The organism is Haloarcula sp. HT12, from assembly GCF_055271655.1.
In genome coordinates this window covers 57,830-76,846 of record NZ_JBUXKW010000005.1, presented here as the reverse complement: position 1 = coordinate 76,846, position 19,017 = coordinate 57,830, and the positions used below count along the sequence as shown (strand labels likewise).

Genomic DNA, 19,017 nt, shown 5'->3' with positions numbered 1-19,017 from the left:
TGAGACAGTGTGGCAAGTACGATTATGTGCGTTCCGGTTGCGGTCGTTCTGACGCCCCTCGGAGCGCACCCTCCTTGAGTTCGCGAGCCTTCGCTTCGAGCCGGTCGGCCACCTCCCCGACGGGGTCGTCGTTCTCGTGGCCCTCTGCGACGATATCGACCAGCGCGGAGCCGACGATGATCCCGTCAGCGCCGGCGGACACGATTCGCTCGGCGTGCTCACCCGTCTTGATCCCGAACCCGACGGCCTTTGGCACGTCCCAGTCGGACAGCCGCGCCAGCGAGTCCTCGGTCGCGTCGTCCACGTCCTCGCGCGCGCCGGTGACACCGAGGCGCGCCTGGACGTAGACGTAGCCCGACACCTGTTCGAGCATCCGTTCGAGCCGGTCGCCCTTCGTCGTCGGCGCGACGATGAACACGAGGTCGAGGCCGAAATCGTCACAGGCCCGACGGAGCGGGCCGGCTTCCTCGGCGGGCAGGTCCGGCACGACGAGGCCTTCGATGCCGACTGCGGCGGCCTTCTCGACGAAGGGACGTGGGCCCTCGCCTGAGCCGTATTGGTAAATCAGGTTGTAGTAGGTCATACACACCAGCGGCACGTCCACGTCGAGGTCCGTGACGAACTCGAAGAAGCGGTCGGGCGTCATCCCGGCCTCCAGCGAGCGGACGATGGCGTTCTGGATGGTCTTGCCCTCCGCAATCGGCTCCGAAAAGGGCAGACCGAGTTCGATGACGTCCGCACCGCCGCGGGCCAGCGCCTCGACGTATTCCAGCGAGGCCTCGTAGTTCGGGTCGCCAGCCGCGAGGTAGGGGACGAAGGCCGGTTCGTCCGCGAAGGCGCGTTCGAGGCCCATTAGAGGCCACCTCCCCCGACCCGCTCAAAAATGGACATGTCCGGGGCGATGTCGAGGTCGCGCTTGCTGGTCTCTTCGATGACGGTTTCGAGGTCCTTGTCGCCGCGGCCGGAGACGTTGACGACGACGGTGTCGCCGACCTCGTCGTGGTGCTCTTCCAGGTAGCCGAAGGCGTGTGCCGTCTCCAGGGCCGGGATGATACCCTCGTCCTGGGAGAGCCGGTGGAACGCCTCCAGCGCGGCGTCGTCGTCGACGTTGACCGGGATGACGCGATCTTCGTCGACGAGGTGAGCGAGTTCCGGTCCGACGCCGGCGTAGTCAAGCCCCGCGGAGACGGAGTGGGACTCCATAATCTGGCCGTCGGAATCCTGCAGGAGCTTCGTCCGCGCGCCGTGAAGGACGCCCTCGTCGCCGGTCGAAAGGGTGGCGGAGTTAGGCGCGACGCCTTCCTCCTCGTCGACCTGCAGCGAGGAGCCGCCGGCCTCGACGGCGTAGAGGTCGACATCCGTGTCGTTGACGAAGTGGGCGAACGTTCCCATCGTGTTCGAACCGCCGCCGGCACACGCCAGCACGGCGTCGGGCAGGCCGCCGGTCTTCTCGATGGCCTGCTCGCGGGCCTCCTCGGAGATGACCGCCTGGAAGTCCCGCACCATCTTCGGGAATGGGTGTGGGCCGACGATGCTCCCGATGACGTAGTGGGTGTTCTCGACGGTGGTCGCCCAGTCGCGCATCGTCTCGGAAATAGCTTCCTTCAGCGTACCCCGGCCGACCGTGACAGGATTGACCTCGGAGCCGTTGATGCGCATCCGAAACACGTTGGGACGCTGGCGCGCGATGTCGGTTTCGCCCATGTAGATCTCACAGGGCATGTCCAGATGGGCCGCCGCCATCGCCGTCGCCGTGCCGTGCTGGCCCGCGCCAGTTTCGGCGATGATGCGTTCCTTGCCCATGTACTTCGCCAGCAGCACCTGGCCCAGCGCGTTGTTGAGCTTGTGCGCGCCGCCATGCAGCAGGTCCTCGCGTTTGAGGTAGACGTCCGTATCGTACCGGGCCGAGAGCTGGTCCGCGTACTGCAGCGGGGTCGGCCGGCCGCCGAAGTCGGCCAGCCGCTCCCGGAACTCGTCCATGAAGCCGTCCTCGTTTTCGAGCACGTACCGCTGGTAGGCGTCGGTCAGCTCCTCGATAGCTGGCATCAGCGCCTCGGGCACGTACTGTCCACCGTACTCGCCGAACTTGGGGTCGTGTGCGTCGTCAGTACTCATGTGTCTGTAGTCGTCGTTTCAACTGCATCAGTGTCCGCATCTGCTAGTCGCCGCGTGTTCGCTTCCACGTCCGTCGCCGCGTCGTGGTCCATGATAGCCGAGCCGATCAGCAGCGCGTCCGCACCGGCGTCGCGCATCCGTGTAACGTCGTCCGGCGTCTGTATGCCGCTTTCCGCAATGAGTGTGACGCCGTCCGGGACTTCGGGCGCGACCGCCTCGAACGTTCCGAGATCGACCTCCAGCTCGCCGAGGTCGCGGTTGTTGACGCCGATGATGTCCGCACCCGCGTCCAGGGCTTTCTCGACTTCACCCGCCGTGTGGGTCTCTACGAGGACCTGGAAACCGCGCTCGCGGGCGGCCGCAAGCAGGTCCGCCAGGTCGTCGGTCCCGTCCGCTTCGAGAAAGCGGACGATGAGCAGGACGACATCCGCTTCGACGACATCCAGTTGGTCCTCGTGGAGGATGAAATCCTTGCGCAGCACCGGTACGTCGACGGCATCGCGGACCCGTTCGAGGGTCTCTGCTGACCCGCCGAAATGCTCCGGCTCGGTCAGCACCGACAGCGCCGCCGCGCTGCCCTCGACCATTTGTTTCGCGAGGTCGACCGGGTTGTCGGACCGCTCTCCCTCGGCGGTTGGGCTCGTGGGCTTGATTTCGGCGACGACCGGCGTCCGCCCGTCAGCCGCCGCCGCGTCGAAGGCGTCGGGCAGCGACCGGGGCGTCACCGATACCCGGTCACCGCCGCCCCCGCGCTCCCGCGCCGCGTCGAGAATCGACTGAACCGCTGGTGCTATCTCCTCACTGTCGTCCATTACTGAACACTAACGTACAGAAGTGTACATAAGAGTTACCCTCTTCGCTCAGGGGTGCAGGACACGACGGTCCCTCGCGTTGTCAAGCAAGCCACAGTTCTATATTGGTTCACGTTCCACGTTCACATATGTCGTTCCAGACATCCATCCGGCCGGCCGAATCGGTGGATATCGCGGATATCCGCCGGATTGCCAGGACCACGTGGCATACCGTGTACGACGACATCCTCGGAGCAGAGACAGTGGAAGAGCACCTCAAAGAGGGGTACGCGCCGCCGCTACTGGAGCAAATGATCGAGCTCGAAGAGGTCGGCCTGTTCGTCTCGACGGCCGACGGCGACGTGGTGGCGTACATGAGCTGTGGGATGACAGATGCGACCGGCTTCGGCGACCTCGACCTCTACGTCCACCCGGACTACTGGGGCGAAGGGATCGGGACGGAGCTGCTGCACCGCGGCGAACAGCACTTGCACGAGCTCTCCGTGCGGAAAATCCGCGACGAGGTGCTGGCCGAGAACGAGGTGGGGAACGCGTTCTACCGGTCCCACTTCGAGAAGGTCGGTGAACGGACGACCGAAGTCGGCGGGCAGGACCACCCCGTCAACGTGTACGAACGGCGGTTGTGAACGCCGCCATAGTTCGATCCGCAACAGTACGTGTGTGACTCACACGCTCTCGTAGCTCGTGTAACAGCGTTTAAGCCGCTGAAACTGCTTCATCGGTGCAATGAGCTACAAGATCGGACTCGTCGGCAAGCCCTCCGTCGGCAAGTCCACCTTTTTCAATGCGGCGACGATGAACGACGTGCCCGAGGGCGCGTACCCGTTCACGACAATCGATCCCTCGATGGGCGAGGCCTACGTCCGCGTCGACTGTGCGGCCCCCGAGTTCGACCACACCTGTACGCCCAATCACGGCTACTGTACAGAAGGCGTGCGGTTCGTCCCGACGAAACTGGTCGACGTGGCCGGCCTCGTCCCCGGCGCACACGAGGGGAAGGGGCTCGGAAACCAGTTCCTCACGGACCTCAACGAGGCCGACGTGCTCGTCCACGTCGTCGATTTCACCGGCGAGACGGACCTCGAGGGCGAACCCACCGAGGACCACGACCCGCGCGAGGACATCGACTTCCTCGAAGAGGAACTGGATATGTGGTATCTCGACATTCTGGAGAAGGGCATCGAGCGCTACCGCTCGGGCTACCACGGCGAGGACAAGGCCATTGAGGACGACCTCGCCGAGCAGATGTCGGCGTTCAAGATCAACGCCGACGAGATCAAGCAGGTCGTGCTCGCGCTGGACCTGGAACTGGACCCCGACACCTGGGACGACGAGGACAGACAAGCCCTGGCCCGCGAGATCCGCATCCGAACGAAGCCGATGCTCATCGCAGCGAACAAGATGGACACCCCGGAGGCCCAGGCGAACTGGGAGCCAATCACCGAGGACCCGGCGTACGAGCACCTCACGTTCGTCCCCGTCTCGGCCCACGCGGAGAAGGCGCTGAAAAACGGCAACGAGCAGGGCGTGCTTGACTACCGGCCGGGCGACGAGGAGTTCACTGTGACGGCAGATTTACCCGAGGAGAAGGCTGCAGGCCTCGAACAGATCCGGGACTTCGTGACGGCGTTCGGTGGCACGGGCGTCCAGCAGGCGCTGGAGACCGCGCTGTTCGAGGAACTGGGGGCTATCGCGGTGTTCCCCGGCGCTCGCAAGCCCCAGGAGGACGGCACCTTCCTGCAGGACTGTTTCGTCCTCCCCGACGGGTCGACCGCCGAGGACTTCGCGTACTTCCTGCACACCGACATCGGCGAGGGCTTCCTCCACGCCCACGACGTGCGCACCGAGCGCCAGATCGGCGCTGACACCGAACTCGACCACCGCGACGTGGTCGAAATCACGACGACGAACTGAACGGGGCGCTATCGCGGAGCTCCGCCGACACCGTTTTCGTATCCAGCGACGGCCGGGCTACAGCAGGAGATGCGCCAGTATCGCGATGATGGCGATTTTCTTCACGAGAACGACACCGATGATCAGTTGCGTCGTCGACAGCCCCCGGACGCGTTCGATTCCCCGCCGGAGGAACGCCGGCGACTGGGCGAGTTCGCGCACCAGCAGCCGCCACTCCGCGCGGAACGTCTCGGCCGCCGACCCTTCGCCGTCGGTGTAGGCGGCCTCGGGTGTGGGAAGCCACTCCGAGCCGGTGTATTCGAGTTCGACCAGCGATCCCTCTAGATGGCCCGCCTGCTCGAACTGCAGGCCGTTCGCTTCACAGAGCCGCTCGACCTTGGCGATGTCGCGGTCGCTGTCCAGGTCGTAGCGCCGCTGTATCGTGTCGGTCGTCCAGTCGAACTGGAACCGACAGGCGAGTTCGCTCTGGCCGACCCACACGTCGACGACTTCGGCCAGTTCGACCGTCCCAGCCGTCTCTTTCCGCTTCCGGTGGAGGTGCTCGTACTCGGCGGGGGACTCCGTCGACGCCGTCACCTTGGACTCCGTCTCGGGCATACCTTCTCGGTACGGTGTTCGTCTGACGACACTATACGTTTTCTCCCGTTCGAACGGTGTGGGATCCGGACAGCCGGAAGGTGACCGGCCAGCGACACCGGACCGGGTCAGATATCGACCGGGCAGCCGTTGATCTCGCCGCCGCGCATCCCCTCGGCGAGCCAGTAGATAGAGAGCGTCAACACCACGAGCGCCACCAGCGCGAACTCAAGTCCGTCCAGGGGCAGGAACAGCAGCGATGTCGAGACGCCGAGCAGCCCCAGCAGCCCCAGCAGGACCGCCGACCCACAGGCGGCACAGCCCGCGCCGAGCGTTCCGAGGACGACGCCCGCGACGCCCGCGCCGCCCTGCTGGAGGTCGAGGCCGTGCTCGCGGAAGTGGTACGTCACCAGGCCGATGTCGACACCGGTGAGAACGGCGACGACGACCAGCAGGACGCCCTGCGCAGGGTGGAACGACGTGCCGACGAACGGGTACAGTTCGCCGAGGACGCGCAGTCGGCTGGCAAGCGGGAGCGACCCACCGATCACGAGGTCAAGCACCAGCGGGACGTTCAGCGAGACGACGAACAGCGTCAGCGAGACGACAGCGGCAATCGAAGCGACCGCCGCGTAGACGGGCAATGTGAGCACGAGCCTGACCGTCCGGCCCATGAGCCGCCAGTCCCCGCGCGTCGTCGGGAGGCGGAGTCCCCGTGCGGTGCTCATCCGTCGCGCTCCTCCAGCGCCTCCGCGATGAGGTCGTAGCTGACGCTCCCGTTGACCTTCGTCACGAATTCGCCGTCCTGAAACAGCAGAATGATCGGTGTTGTCTCACCCAGCTCGGCGTCCTCGGCCGCCCGGATATCAGCCTGGACTGCGTCGTCGTGGGCACCGTTCCGGGCGTCGGTTGCGACCGCCTCGCCATCTATTTCTGTCTCTTCGGTGAGAAACGTCGCCGTTCGCTCCAGTACGTTGTCCGAGTCGAACGACGACTGTTCTGCGAAGTAGTGGTCAAACAGCGCCCAGTACGCCTCGCTGTCGCGGGCGAACGTCGACTCAAGCGCCTGCGTTGCCGGCTCACCCCACGGGTAGATGACGGGGTAGGTCCGGACGACGTACGCACCCTTGCCCGCGTCCACGATGTTCTCCCGGATGTCCGGCAGCGTGTTCTCGTGGAAGCGCCGACACGTTGGACAGGAGGGATCTTCGAACGCCAGGACGACGTGGCCGCCCAGTTCGCCGCGACGGGGCTGGGCTTCGAGGTCGGCAGCCGCCGGGTGGTTCCTGACGGACTCGCCGCTGTCCGCCTCGCCACTGCAGCCTGCAACTGCGCCAGCGAGCCCGACCCCGGAGAGCGTCAGAAAACGACGTCTGTTCATGTCCGACTGGTCGGCCTGCGCGGGTTTAGCGTTTGTTCCACTGTGTGGCCCCGATGAGTAACCGTCTTGTCGCCGGCGGCGGTAGCATCCCCCGGCCGATGACGACGACCCACAGGGCCGAACCGGGGTGACTCCCCGCTAGTGACGAGCCCTATGAGTGCCGAGGCCGACCTTCCATCCGGACAACTGCGGCGATAAGTGAACGAACGCCGAAGCACCGCGGGAACCTACCGGCGCATCGGCCGTAGGCTCGCGTCGAGTGAGAGCGCGTGCCCGGCGTGTCGCGAGCATCAGCGTTCTGGGTCGCGGTCCAGCATCGATCACCCCATGGCGCCCGTCGGTTCACTTCCCGGTAGCGTCGCTCGAACTCGTCACGTAGCGCGTCGGTCGCCGGAGGACGAACTCGTCGAGAAACGAGACCACAATGGCCTGGGCCTGCACGACGACGTATGGCCACAGGAGAAGGGGTGCCGCGTACTCGAGGGCGTCGCGCCGGTAACCGTCCCTCGCGTCGATGGCGAGCGTAGCGTACGACGCCACCAGCGGCGCGAGGAACACGAACGCCCAAAGCCAGCCAGCGATCGCTGGGGACGTGTACCCGTTCCAGCCGACGAGTACCACCAGCGGTGCGGCGAGAACCAGGAACGGAATCGCCAGCAGCGCACCGAGCGTGACAGCCAGGTCGACGCGAGCGGTAACCCTGGGCGGTCCGGAGAGGAGATTCGTCCCGAGGTACCGACGGGCGACTTGCATGCCGCCGCGGGCCCACCGCTTGCGCTGGTTCCACCAGGCGGAGACTCCGACGGGGTTGCGCTCCTCGGTCACGACGCCAGGATCGACTCTGACGGTGCCGCCGGCACCCTGGAGGCGGTAGGCCATGTCGAGGTCCTCGAGGAGGATCGACTCGTCGAACTGCCCCACTCTGTCGAGCGCGGTGGTCCGGAAGAACGCCTGGCCGCCGGTGAAGATGGTGAATCCGCCCAGGCGGTCGCGGGCGACGAACTCGGTTCGCTCGACCAGGTTCCGTTCGACGGTGGCGAGGAGCGTGACGAGCGACTCGCCCGGGTTCGTCCCCAGGCACCGACCCTTCACGCACCAGACCGACTCGTTGTCGATGAACCACCGGACTGCGCGGGCGACTGCGCCGCGCTCGAGGCGCTGGTCGGCGTCTAGCACCGCGACTACCTCGCCGGTGGCTGCCGTCATCGCGCTGTTCGTCGCGCTCGCTTTCCCGCCCGGTGGGGCGGTGCGTTCGACGGCAGTTACCCGCGGGTGGGCCTCGGCCGCCGCCTCCGCGACGGCCGCCGTCCCGTCGGTCGAGGCCGACTCGTATCCGACGACCACCTCTAACCTGTCGTCGGGGTAGTCGACGCGAGTACAGGCGTCTATTGTCGCACCGAGGATGTCCGCCTCGTTGTACGCGGTGACGACGAGGCTGACTGCGGGCCACTCCTCCTGTGGCGGTGCCGCAGGCGGGTCACGCCCCCTGGCCGCCACCGCTGTCGCGACCAGAAGTCGACCGCCCGCAGCGGTACACCCAACGAGAAAAACGGTGACGAAGACCCGACCGTACGCAGGGACGACGAGGCCCGGGGTGACCAGGACCGCGGAGAGCAATGCCGCGACGACCCAGGTGGTGACGCTTCGGATCGAGAGCGACGTCTCGTCGGGAGTGAGAGTGTCCATGCCGAGAAGACGTCCCGACGCGATAAATATCAGTGGGTTGACGAGTGTTCGACCTATTCGCCGGATAGCAGTCCAGTACACCGATCAGCTCTCCGTGGAAGCGACTACGGCACTCGACACCATCGCGCGCGTAGCTATCCCAGTCGTTACCCCTCTCCTTCGAGCGCCCGATTCACTTCAGGTACGGCTCTCGCAGGACCTCTCGCCCGTCCGCAGTCCTGACGGTGATCGTGTCGCCGTCGTCATCCCAGACCCCGCTCGTTGCGCCCCAGTAGACGTCGGTCTCGGAGTCGGACCCGCGACCGCTGTGCACCGTGACGTTCTGGCCGGAGTCGAGGACGAATCCATCCGGGAAGACGAACCGCTGACCGCCGTCGTTTTCGACGGTCCAGCCCGAGAGGGTCAGCGTCTCGTCGCCCGCGTTCCGGAACGCCACGTACTCGTCCTCGACGTCGTCCACGAGCCCGCGGTCCTCGTGAATCTCGTCGAGAACGAACGCACCTGCCTCGACGTCACGCGACGACTCCGATACCGTCTCGCTGTCGACCTGTGTGACGCCGCCGCCCTCCGTCCCCGGAGGAGTCGACTGTATTTCCTCGTCCTCCTGCGTGTGTGCCTCGGGGGAGCTGTGGCCCTCCTGATCGCTGACTTCCGCCCCAGTGATCTCGTCTCTGCCCACGAACTCGTAGGCCGGCTGGCCCTCTCCTCTGGTCGCTGTCTCTCGGTACCGGAGCGCCAGCGATTCGGTCTCGAAGCGGTCGAAAAACTGGTCCCAGGACAGCTGCTCGCCGCGGTCATCGTCGGGGTTCGAGAGCAGCCGCAGGCTGGTATCGCCCATCCCCTCGGCAAGCACGGGCACCGTCTCGTGCTCATCGGCCCACTCGTGTATCTGTTCGCGGTCGGTCGTCACCTGCCACGCAGCGCGGTCGGAGTTCCCGGGCATGGAATCGTGTTCACGGAGGACCATCAATTAACGGCTAGATCGTTTCGCGAGCCGTTCGGTGGTAACACGCTGTTACTCTCCGTAGCCCGCTCTTATCGGAACACCTCGACCGTTCTAACGGTCCGAGAACCCGTCCCTGCTTTCCAGCTAAACGTCGAGGCGTCGCGCGTGCGCTCCCATCGCGCACCGGCCGTTCACGATGACGTGGTGGAACTGCCCTTCGTTCAGTGGCCGCTGGACCCGGACGGATCGGCTGGCGTGCTACCGCGCGGCCATCGAGGGATGCCACGACCGCACACCGGAGCGTTCGCGAGTTCGGCGGCAAGCAGTGCGGTCTCCGCGAGGTCAATCGGAAAAGCAGCGCACGGAGCCGTCACGGGTGCCCATTCGGGCATATTGGTGAGTTCGCCAGACTGCTCGATAGCGGCGAGGACCTGATTCTACCAATCAGTATGCGTGCAGGTCCAATCGGCATAGAGCGGTGTTCCGTGTGGCACCACCGTGGGCTTACCCACCTCGACACCGTACGAGGCTCATGGACAGCGTTGACGATACGGACGCCGGAGACGGGAGAGAGATATCGGAGAACCCGACCGCCGGCGCCCGGTCGCGGACGGTCGGACAGTGGAACAGGTTGGTCCAGTGGGTGCTGCTCGATGGCAACCGGCTGGCGGTCGCGGGCGGACTGCTGGTCGTACTCCTCGTTTCGTACACCGCGCTCCAGTTCGTCGGGTTCACGGCCGTTCAGGAGTTCGGCGCGCTCTCGACGGCGTTCGGCGCCCTCGTGTCAGGAAACATCACGCTCATCACGGTGGTGCTCTCCATCAATCAGCTCGTACTCTCCCAGGCACTCGGTGGCATCGGTGCGCTTGAGAGCAACGTCAAGGAGGTGAGCGACTTTCGCGAGCGCGTCCGCACGGAAACCGGTCAGGAGGTGACGCCCGAGGAACCCGCGGCGTTTCTCGCATTGCTCCTCCGGAGTACGCGAGAGGAGGCCGACCGGCTCCGCAGTGCGGCGGCAAGCGTCGGCGATGAAGCGCTGCAGGCCGACGTGGGGGACGCAGCGGATCGGCTCACCGACCACATCGAGCACGTGCTCAGCCTGCTCGAGCGGCCGGACACCGGTGTCTTCGGTGCGCTCGCTGCGACCCTCTCCACGAACTACGCGCGGGAGCTCAACGCGATTCGCCGGATAGAGGTCCGACACACCGACCTGCTCTCCGAGGAAGCGACCGAGGCGCTCGAGAACATCACGAGCCGCATCAAACACGTAGATATCGCTCGTCAATACTTCAAGACCATGTACATCCAGGAGGAACTCTCGTACTTCTCGCGGCTGCTCCTGTACGTCGGGCTCCCTGCGGAGTTTCTCACGGTGGCGGCCCTGATAGCGATGTCCCAGTCGGGCAGTACACTTTCGGGCCTCCCGGTGACGCTCCCCATGCTCGCACCGGTGGTTGTCACGGTGGCGTTTGCGCCGCTGGCACTGCTGTTCTCGTTCGTGCTTCGCGTGGCGACCGTTGCCCAGAACACCGTCTCGCCCGCGCAGTTCACCACACCGAACGCGTAGGGGCGTGCGTTCGCGCGCTGCCGCCGTCGTTATTTACGCCGACCCCCGTAACGTACTTCGTCTATCCGGAGTTCGAACGTCTCGCAGGCGCTTCCGGCAGCGCTCGTCAGTGCTTGCTGGCAGCCGTCGGGCTGACGGCTGGACGCTCGTTACGGTTCCAGAATGACCTTTATACAGCCATCGTCCTTGTGGTTGAACGTCTCGTACAGTTGCGGGCCCTCTTCCAACGAGGCGCGGTGTGTAACGACGAAGGAGGGGTCGATGTCGCCGTCTTCGATCCGCTCCAGAAGCGGGTCGAGATAGCGCTGTACGTGCGTCTGTCCCGACTTGATAGTCAGGGCCTTGTTCATCACCGAGCCGAACGGGATGTTGTCGGCACGGCCGATGTAGACTCCCGGGACCGAGAGCGTTCCACCCTTCCTGCAACACTTTATCGCCTGACGGAGCACGTGTGCTCGGTCGTCTTCTAGCCTTATTTTCTGCTTGACGCCGTCGGAGATACCACTGAGACCGGTTCCGTGTGCCTCAGTTCCGACCGCGTCGATACACCCGTCCGGCCCCCGGTCTCCCGTCATCTCCATCAGCCGGTCGTAGACGTCCGCCTCCTCGTAGTGAATCGTCTCCGCGTCGCCGTGTTCCCGTGCCATCTCGAGGCGCTCGGGCACTCGGTCAATGGCCACTACCCGGTCGGCACCGAGCATCTGAGCGCTCTGGATGGCGAACTGCCCGACCGGTCCACATCCCCAGACAGCAACGGTATCGTCCTCATCGATGTCGGCGTTCTCCGCGGCCATGTACCCGGTCGGGAAGATATCTGAAAGGAAGAGCACCTGCTCGTCGGAGAGTTCTGAGTCGACCGTTATCGGCCCGACGTCGGCGTAGGGGACCCGCAGGTACTCCGCCTGCGCACCCGCGTACCCGCCTGTGAGATGCGAATAGCCGAACAGACCCGCCGGGGACTGGCCCATCATCTTCCGGGCCATCTCGGCGTTCGGATTCGAGTTGTCACACAGGGAGTACATCTCGTTCTCGCAGAACCAGCACGACCCACAGCTGATCGTGAAGGGAACGACGACTCGGTCTCCCTCTTCGAGGGTGTCGACGTCGCTGCCGACCTCGACTACCTCGCCCATCGGCTCGTGACCGATCACGTCGCCCTCGCGCATCGAGGGCATCTTGTCGTTGTAGAGGTGCAGGTCCGAGCCACAGATTGCGGTGGCCGTGACCTCGATTATCGCGTCGTTCGGATTGACGATCTCCGGTCGTGGGACGTTCTCGACACGAACGTCCTTCTTTCCGTGCCAGGTGAGTGCCTTCATTGATGGTGTCTCCTCAGAGCAAGTCCCCCGTCCCGCGACCCGACGGATTTCCCGCGAGGGTCGGAATCTCTCCGCTCTCGGTGAGGCTCTTGAACCGTCCCAGGGCCTCGCCAGCGAGCGTCTCGGGGACGACATCGAGTCGTTTCAACGCCGCTTCTCCGGGTGTCCCGCCCGGTGGGTCGAAGTCGAGTGACAGGGTGACGAGCGTCCCGCGGTCGCCGGGTGCCGGGCGAAAGCGAACCGAGCCGCTGTTTGGCACCGGCGCATCACCCACCGTCTGCCAGCGAATGACCTCCCCCGGTTCGGACTCGACGAGCCGGGTTTCCCAGGAGAGAGCCGCGCCGGCCGGCCCGTGAACGGTCCAGCGGTAATGGTCCTCGCCAGTCGCCGTAATCTCAGCGAAGCGTCCCATAATCTGGGAGAACACGTGTGGGTCACGCCAGGCCTCGTAGAGTTCGTCTTCGGACCTTCCGATGGTTACCGAGCGGCTGACAGTCGTCGCGGCAGTTTGATCGGCTCTCGGACTACGATTCATGCGCCGAGCGCTGTCCGTCTGTTCGCGACCGGTAGTAATCCCCAGCGCCCTGGCTATCGCGCCAGCGCCGACGAGTGCCAGTACGACTCCGCGAACTGAACGCCGTCTGAGCCCGCGGAGGAGAAGCACCGTACCGATTACGAGACTGCCAGCCCGTTTCGTCCGGTCGCTGACAGCTCCCGTCCCTGTGCGACGAGACCGCGACTGGGGGGAGTCCGGCCGATCGGCTCCGGTATCCCGCTGTGGTGGAGTCATTGGAAGAGTTCCTCGATCTGGTCGTCCTGCTGGTTTTCGTTTCCGGCTTCGTCTTTCGAACGAAACCTGGTTCGATAACCGCTAGAGGTGAGCTACCGGATTGACAGTTGTGGCTGCAAATGCAAGGGCCTCGGCTACCGCCTCATCCGCAAGGCGGCCCTCTACCGGCGAGTCACGCTCCTAATACAGAGACCGTTCCGAATCAGTCTGGTCCCGCCCAGGGGAACACAGGCACGGCCGGCTTGCTGCCGCACGTACCGCCGGTTCGTCTCCGGTCACGAAAACGACGGGAGGACCTCCTCGCGATACATATCGATCATGGCTGCTTGGTCGTCGCCGATTTGCATGGTGTAGACGTGGTCGTAGCCGGCATCGACGGCCGTCTGGATACTATCGATGTGAGCCTGGGGGTCGGGGTTCGTGATGATACTACCCTCTGCGATGTCTTCTTTGGAGACCATTTCTGTTGCCTGTTCGAAGAGCGCCGGCGTCGGTAACTCGGTGTTCAGTTCGCCCGGTAGCGCGGAGTTCGGCCACTTCTCGTAGGCGGTCTCGACTGCCTCGGATTCGCTGTCGGCCACGCAGGCCTTGAGCTGACAGAGGCGTGGTCCGTCCCCGCCGTGGTCCTCCCAGACGTCGATGACGTCCTGCGGGCCGACAGACCAGAACCCGTCACCGAACTCGACTGCGGCGCTGGCTGTCCGTTCACCGTACGCGGAGACACATATGCGCGGCGTCTCCTCGGGGAGGGTGTATAGTCTCGCGTTCTCGACGGTGTAGTGCTCCCCGTGGTGGCTGACCTCTTCGCCGGTCCAGAGTCGTTCGATTACCTCGACTGCCTCTTCGAGCATCTCTAGGCGAACGGCGTGTTCGGGCCAGTGGTCGCCCAGAACGTGCTCGTTCAGTTTCTCGCCTGTTCCGACGCCAGCGTAGAACTCGCGGTCGTCGAACATCGCGGCGGCGGTGGCGGCAGCGTGTGCATAGATTGCCGGATGGAAGCGGATGATCGGCGCCGAGACCCCGACGCCGACGTCGATATCCTCGGTCGCGGTCGCGATTCCACCGAGTGTCGACCACACGAACGGGGAGTGTCCCTGCTCACTGATCCAGGGGTGATAGTGGTCCGAGATGGAGAGAAAGTCGAACCCGGCTTCCTCTGCCCGCCGCGCGTACTCGACCAGGTCGGTCGGGTTGTGCTCCTCGCTCGATAGTGTGTAACCTACCTCTGTCATTGTAAAATCGGGACGTTAGCCCCGCAGGATATAGCTTGTCGACCGTCGAGAGTGTGAAACTACTGCCGGCACCTGAAAGGTGTTTTTATGACCACGTGGCTCGGAGACGGACTCGGTTCGGTGAGAGTCCCACAGACAGTCGAATCCATTCGAGTTCTGGAGCCGACTGGGAGCGTATCCAACGAGAGACAGTACACCCTGACGATATCCCAGTAGCGGGACTTGCGGCGATACTTCCAGCCGGACTGTGTATAGACTTCGAGATGTGAGTGCCGAGGCCAGCTTTCTATCCATACTGCGAGGCGAAGTGACCAGATGTCCTAGAACCGCATATGCTACCCTCTGAAAAAGGACAGTCGCAATCACAAGGCGAATAGAGTACACTCTGAGAGGTCACATAGGGCTCGTCACTTTCAGACCTGTTTCACAAAGAAGCCGAGGTTGGTGGTGCTCGGGACGAGTTGGCTGACCTCTCGTTCGAACTCGTCGAAGCCGACGAAAGCCAAGTCGGACTGAAGAACTGGATTCCGGAGAACGCGCCGCGATTATCGTCGCTGAAGAGCGGGGCACCGTTCTTCTAACCGACGACCCCCAGCCGAGACCTGTTAGGCTCAAGCGGTGAGGCGGTTCGATAGCGGCGGCCTACTTCCAGAGATAGTCTGGTTACTCTCGTCGTGAGCAGCGACCGCAGCACAGCCCGGTTCAGTTGGTCAGTTGTGTGTTCTCAAGCCGCAGTTCGCATGTTCCCCGGACCTGTTCCTGCGAGCGTTCGTCGACGGCGGTCAGTTTCGACAAGTGGGAATCCCCAGTACTGCTTTATTCTGTTCGGCTGAGCGACACACATGAGCGTCATCTGTGAGTTCGAGTTGCAGTCCCCAGATCTACCGCTGTGTACAGTCGCTGGCGAACTGGACACTGACTTGATCATCGATAACGTCGTCTCCGGAACGACCAGGGAACCGGCGCTCGTCTTCTCCGCGACGGGCATCGACCCCGATGCGCTCGAATCGGCGTTGCTCGGCGACGAGTCGGTCGTGGAGTTCGTCGCCATGGACTCGGCTATCGTCGAATCCCGGTATCGGGTCGTCCTCGATACGGACTACGTCGAGATGTACACCCAGCTCATCGATCGCCAGACGTATCCGATGGGTGCACTCGTGACCGAGCACGGGTGGAAGGTGAGCACGCAGTTCGCCGACCGGGCAGACCTCGAAGCGTTCCAGGACGGCTGTCAGTCGAGCAGTGTCACCTTCCACCCGCACCGTCTCTGTGAGACGGAGCACGGCGGCGACGACTACGGGCTCACTGTCCCGCAGCGGGAAGCGTTACTGGCAGCCCATCGATTGGGGTACTTCGCCGTCCCTCGGGGGGCGGATCTGACAGCGCTCTCGGCGGAACTCGACGCGACCAAATCCGCGATCTCGGAACGCCTCCGCCGTGGAACGGACCAGTTGATCGACCACACGATTGCCAGTTCCGAGCGGTGACAGCAGGCTTATCCGAGCGTGACTGTTTCGGCAGGAGATCCTCTCTTATAAATTGCTGTACATATGTCGGCAACGGTTAGGGCTGGCACTCGCGTACCATTACATGACGGTGACCCAATATGTATGGCCACCAGTACCCACACGTCACGGACCGCGAAGCACACTTCGTCGGGGGTGGTATCGCCGCCCTCGCTGGCGCGGCGTTCCTCGTACGGGACGGCAATATGCCCGGCGAGAACATCCACGTCTACGAGAAACTGGATGTCGTCGGTGGCGCGATGGACGGGGCCGGCGACCCGGACGAGGGGTACCTGATTCGGGGCGGTCGGATGTTCAATTACCCGACCTACGAATGTACGTGGGATCTCTTCGAGACCATCCCGTCGCTCGAAGACGACTCGCGCTCGGTCAAAGACGTGATGGACGAGTTCAACGAAGCGAATCCATCGTACGCCAGAACGCGCCTGATGCATGAGGGCGAGCGAATCGACGCGGGCGAGTATGGACTGACCCGCCAGCACCGGCAGTCGATAGCCCGACTGCTTCTCACGCCCGAAGCCCGACTCGGCGATACGCGCATCGAGGAGTGGTTCGACGAGTCGTTCCTGGAGACGAACTTCTGGTACGTCTGGGCGACGATCTTCGCGTTCCAGCCGTGGCACAGCGCCGCCGAGGTCCGGCGGTATATGTACCGGTTCCTCCACGAGTTCCCGCGCCTGCACACCATGGAGGGGATCGACCGGACGAAGTACAACCAGTACGACTCGATGATCCTCCCGCTCCGGCGCTGGCTCGAAGACAGGGGCGTCTCCTTCGAGTACAGCCACGAGGTGACGGATATGGATATTATCCCATCACAGATGGGGCGCACCGTCGAGCGACTCTACTGTGAGACCGACAGCGGCACCGAGTCGGTCCCCGTCGAGCCGTCCGACCTCGTGTTCGTGACGAACGGGTCGATGACCGACGGCTCGTCTATCGGTGGGATGGACGAGGCCCCGGAACTGAACGAGACCGGCGCGTCCTGGGAGCTATGGAAGTCCATCGCCGAGGGCAACTCACAGTTCGGCAATCCATCGGTGTTTGCTGACAACGTCACGGAGACGAAATGGGAGTCGTTCACCGTCACCCTGCACAACACCGAGCTGTTCGACCACATCGTCGATTTCACCGACGAGGAACCGGGTAACGGGCTCGTCACCTACCTCGGGTCGAACTGGCTGTTGTCGACAGTCGTCGCCGCCCAGCCCCACTTCGCGAACCAGCCGGACGACGTGAAGGTGTTCTGGGGCTATGCACTGTTCCCGGACCGCGAGGGGAACTACGTGGAGAAACCGATGTCCGAGTGTACCGGCCGGGAAATCCTGCAGGAACTGTGTTACCACCTGCAGTGCGAGGACCGGCTCCCGGAGCTACTCGACGACGTGACCTGTATCCCGGCGATGATGCCGTTCATCACGGCGCACTTCCAGCCCCGGGAGCCCGGTGACCGGCCCGAGGTCGTTCCGGACGGGTCGAACAACCTGGCGTTCCTCGGACAGTACGCCGAACAGCCGCGGGACGTCGTGTTCACCGTCGAGTACTCGGTCCGGTCGGCGATGACCGCCGTCTACGAGCTGCTCGACCTCGACCGGGAGGTCCCTCCGGTGACCAAACACTACCGGACGCCCGGTGTCCTCGCGGACGCCGTTCGGGCCGCGTACCGCTGAAGCAACCGACGGCGGTACGCGCGAGTATATTCCAGTGTTTTAGTACGGTGACGGAGATGGGTGTGTATGAACACACCGACGCTCTCCAGCCGGGGGTTGCGATGGTAAATCTCGCGCTCTCGGCGGCACAGCTCGTCGTGGCGCTGTTTCTCGTGGGATTGAACGGGTTCTTCGTCGCCGCGGAGTTCGCCTTCGTCCGCGTCCGCGGGACGTCAGTCGACCAGCTCGCTGCCGAAGGACGGGCCGGCGCGGGCTCGCTTCAGGCGGTGATGGCGGACCTGGACAACTACCTCGCGGTGACCCAGCTCGGGATCACGCTCGCCTCGCTGGGGCTTGGCTGGGTCGGTGAGCCCGCCGTCGCGGCGCTGCTCGAACCCGTTCTCGCCCCGGTGCTGCCAGAGAGCCTTCTCCATCTCGTGGCGTTCGCGGTCGGGTTCAGCATCATCACGTTCCTCCACGTTGTCTTCGGCGAACTCGCGCCGAAGACGTTCGCGATCGCGCGGACCGAGCGGCTCTCGCTGTTGCTCGCGCCGCCGATGAAGCTGTTTTACTACCTGTTCTATCCCGGTATCGTCGTGTTCAACGGGTCGGCCAACGCCTTCACGCAACTGCTCGGCGTCCCGCCGGCCTCGGAAACGGACGAGACGCTCGGCGAGCGCGAAATCCGTCGAGTGCTGGCCCGCTCCGGCGAGGAGGGGAACATCGACGCGGCCGAGGTCGACATGATCGAGCGCGTGTTCGACCTCGATGACACCAACGTCCGTGAAGTCATGGTCCCGCGCCCCGACGTCGTGAGCGTGCCCGCCGACGCCACACTGTCGGCCATCCGGGCGACCGTCCTCGAGGAAGGACACACGCGTTATCCGGTGCTCGACGCCGACGACAGCGATCAGGTCGTCGGGTTCCTCGATGTCAAGGACGTGGTGCGGGCGAGAGAGGAGGGCAACGACGATGCGACCGCGGGCGACATCGCCCGTGAGGTGCTCGTCGTTCCGGAGACGACCGCGATCAACGACCTCCTGTTACAGTTCAGGCAGGACCACCAGCAGGTGGCCGCGGTCATCGACGAGTGGGGGGTGTTCGAGGGCATCGCGACGGTGGAGGACGTCGTCGAAGCCGTCGTCGGCGACCTGCGCGACGAGTTCGACGTCGACGACCGGGAGCACTCGATACACAAACGAAGCGGCGGGAGCTACGATGCCGACGGCGGCGTCCCGCTGTCGACAGTCGCGGACACGCTCGGCGTCGATCTCGACAGCGACGCGTTCGAAACCGTCGGCGGACTGGTGCTTGGCCGACTCGACCGCGCGCCCGAAGTCGGCGACACCGTCGAAGCGGCCGGACACGTGTTCGAGGTGACGGGCGTCGACGGCACCCGTATTTCGACGATCCGTATCAGCGAAGGCGACACCGACGGCTCGCAATCGTCTGAGTAAGCGACCGCCCATACTGTTGGACGTGACTTCGTGAAGATATTCGTCAC

17 protein-coding genes are annotated in these 19,017 nt (G+C 64.4%); 6 read left to right on the top strand and 11 right to left on the bottom strand.

Annotated elements, in window-relative coordinates:
• Nucleotides 1–22: 22 nt before the first annotated feature.
• The 3 genes from trpA to trpC are packed head-to-tail and all read right to left on the bottom strand — an operon-like array spanning nt 23 to nt 2,927.
• Nucleotides 23–853 (bottom strand): tryptophan synthase subunit alpha, encoded by an 831-nt coding sequence (gene trpA, locus ACY9XZ_RS16760; protein ID WP_463458176.1) that lies wholly within the window; start codon nt 851–853, stop codon nt 23–25.
• Entirely contained in the window at nt 853–2,115 is a 1,263-nt protein-coding gene (gene trpB / locus ACY9XZ_RS16755) for a tryptophan synthase subunit beta (RefSeq protein ID WP_463458175.1), read from the bottom strand. The genes trpA and trpB overlap by 1 nt, the downstream gene beginning before the upstream one ends.
• The gene (gene trpC / locus ACY9XZ_RS16750) at nt 2,112–2,927 is read right to left on the bottom strand and encodes an indole-3-glycerol phosphate synthase (RefSeq protein WP_463458174.1); all 816 of its coding nucleotides are present in this window, start codon (nt 2,925–2,927) and stop codon (nt 2,112–2,114) included. The genes trpB and trpC overlap by 4 nt, the downstream gene beginning before the upstream one ends.
• A gap of 128 nt (nt 2,928–3,055) precedes the next feature.
• Between trpC and ACY9XZ_RS16745 the strand changes: the two genes are divergently transcribed.
• Complete coding sequence (locus tag ACY9XZ_RS16745; protein WP_463458173.1) at nt 3,056–3,553, top strand: N-acetyltransferase family protein; 498 nt, start codon at nt 3,056–3,058, stop codon at nt 3,551–3,553.
• Between the two features lie 100 nt (nt 3,554–3,653).
• A complete protein-coding gene (locus ACY9XZ_RS16740) occupies nt 3,654–4,841 on the top strand; it encodes a redox-regulated ATPase YchF (RefSeq protein WP_463458172.1) in 1,188 nt (395 codons plus the stop codon).
• Between the two features lie 57 nt (nt 4,842–4,898).
• Here the strand turns inward: ACY9XZ_RS16740 and ACY9XZ_RS16735 are convergent, their stop codons facing one another.
• The 5 genes from ACY9XZ_RS16735 to ACY9XZ_RS16715 form a co-directional block, all read right to left on the bottom strand.
• The gene (locus tag ACY9XZ_RS16735; RefSeq protein ID WP_463458171.1) at nt 4,899–5,438 is read right to left on the bottom strand and encodes a hypothetical protein; all 540 of its coding nucleotides are present in this window, start codon (nt 5,436–5,438) and stop codon (nt 4,899–4,901) included.
• A 107-nt stretch (nt 5,439–5,545) separates the two neighbouring features.
• Nucleotides 5,546–6,145, bottom strand: coding sequence for a hypothetical protein (locus ACY9XZ_RS16730; RefSeq protein WP_463458170.1), 600 nt, complete (start codon nt 6,143–6,145; stop codon nt 5,546–5,548).
• Nucleotides 6,142–6,798 carry a DsbA family protein gene (locus tag ACY9XZ_RS16725; RefSeq protein ID WP_463458169.1) on the bottom strand — a complete coding sequence of 219 codons (657 nt, stop codon included), beginning with the start codon at nt 6,796–6,798 and terminating at the stop codon, nt 6,142–6,144. The genes ACY9XZ_RS16730 and ACY9XZ_RS16725 overlap by 4 nt, the downstream gene beginning before the upstream one ends.
• Nucleotides 6,799–7,140: 342 nt before the next feature.
• Complete coding sequence (locus ACY9XZ_RS16720; protein ID WP_463458168.1) at nt 7,141–8,484, bottom strand: glycosyltransferase family 2 protein; 1,344 nt, start codon at nt 8,482–8,484, stop codon at nt 7,141–7,143.
• Nucleotides 8,485–8,656: 172 nt separating this feature from the next.
• Nucleotides 8,657–9,427 (bottom strand): lamin tail domain-containing protein, encoded by a 771-nt coding sequence (locus tag ACY9XZ_RS16715; RefSeq protein WP_463458167.1) that lies wholly within the window; start codon nt 9,425–9,427, stop codon nt 8,657–8,659.
• A gap of 535 nt (nt 9,428–9,962) precedes the next feature.
• Between ACY9XZ_RS16715 and ACY9XZ_RS16710 the strand changes: the two genes are divergently transcribed.
• Nucleotides 9,963–10,997 carry a hypothetical protein gene (locus ACY9XZ_RS16710; protein ID WP_463458166.1) on the top strand — a complete coding sequence of 345 codons (1,035 nt, stop codon included), beginning with the start codon at nt 9,963–9,965 and terminating at the stop codon, nt 10,995–10,997.
• Between the two features lie 149 nt (nt 10,998–11,146).
• Here ACY9XZ_RS16710 and ACY9XZ_RS16705 read toward each other — a convergent pair whose 3' ends face one another.
• The 3 genes from ACY9XZ_RS16705 to ACY9XZ_RS16695 form a co-directional block, all read right to left on the bottom strand.
• On the bottom strand, nt 11,147–12,316 hold the full coding sequence (locus ACY9XZ_RS16705; RefSeq protein ID WP_463458165.1) for a zinc-dependent alcohol dehydrogenase: 1,170 nt from the start codon (nt 12,314–12,316) through the stop codon (nt 11,147–11,149).
• A 13-nt stretch (nt 12,317–12,329) separates the two neighbouring features.
• The gene (locus ACY9XZ_RS16700) at nt 12,330–12,851 is read right to left on the bottom strand and encodes an SRPBCC family protein (RefSeq protein ID WP_463458164.1); all 522 of its coding nucleotides are present in this window, start codon (nt 12,849–12,851) and stop codon (nt 12,330–12,332) included.
• A 530-nt stretch (nt 12,852–13,381) separates the two neighbouring features.
• Nucleotides 13,382–14,338 carry a TIGR03557 family F420-dependent LLM class oxidoreductase gene (locus tag ACY9XZ_RS16695; RefSeq protein ID WP_463458163.1) on the bottom strand — a complete coding sequence of 319 codons (957 nt, stop codon included), beginning with the start codon at nt 14,336–14,338 and terminating at the stop codon, nt 13,382–13,384.
• Nucleotides 14,339–15,180: 842 nt separating this feature from the next.
• Between ACY9XZ_RS16695 and ACY9XZ_RS16690 the strand changes: the two genes are divergently transcribed.
• The 3 genes from ACY9XZ_RS16690 to ACY9XZ_RS16680 all read left to right on the top strand — a co-directional run bounded on the left by ACY9XZ_RS16690 (nt 15,181) and on the right by ACY9XZ_RS16680 (nt 18,970).
• Nucleotides 15,181–15,825, top strand: coding sequence for a helix-turn-helix domain-containing protein (locus ACY9XZ_RS16690; protein ID WP_463458162.1), 645 nt, complete (start codon nt 15,181–15,183; stop codon nt 15,823–15,825).
• Nucleotides 15,826–15,944: 119 nt separating this feature from the next.
• The gene (locus tag ACY9XZ_RS16685; RefSeq protein WP_463458161.1) at nt 15,945–17,534 is read left to right on the top strand and encodes an oleate hydratase; all 1,590 of its coding nucleotides are present in this window, start codon (nt 15,945–15,947) and stop codon (nt 17,532–17,534) included.
• A 56-nt stretch (nt 17,535–17,590) separates the two neighbouring features.
• On the top strand, nt 17,591–18,970 hold the full coding sequence (locus tag ACY9XZ_RS16680; RefSeq protein ID WP_463458160.1) for a hemolysin family protein: 1,380 nt from the start codon (nt 17,591–17,593) through the stop codon (nt 18,968–18,970).
• The last annotated feature ends 47 nt before the right edge of the window (nt 18,971–19,017 follow it).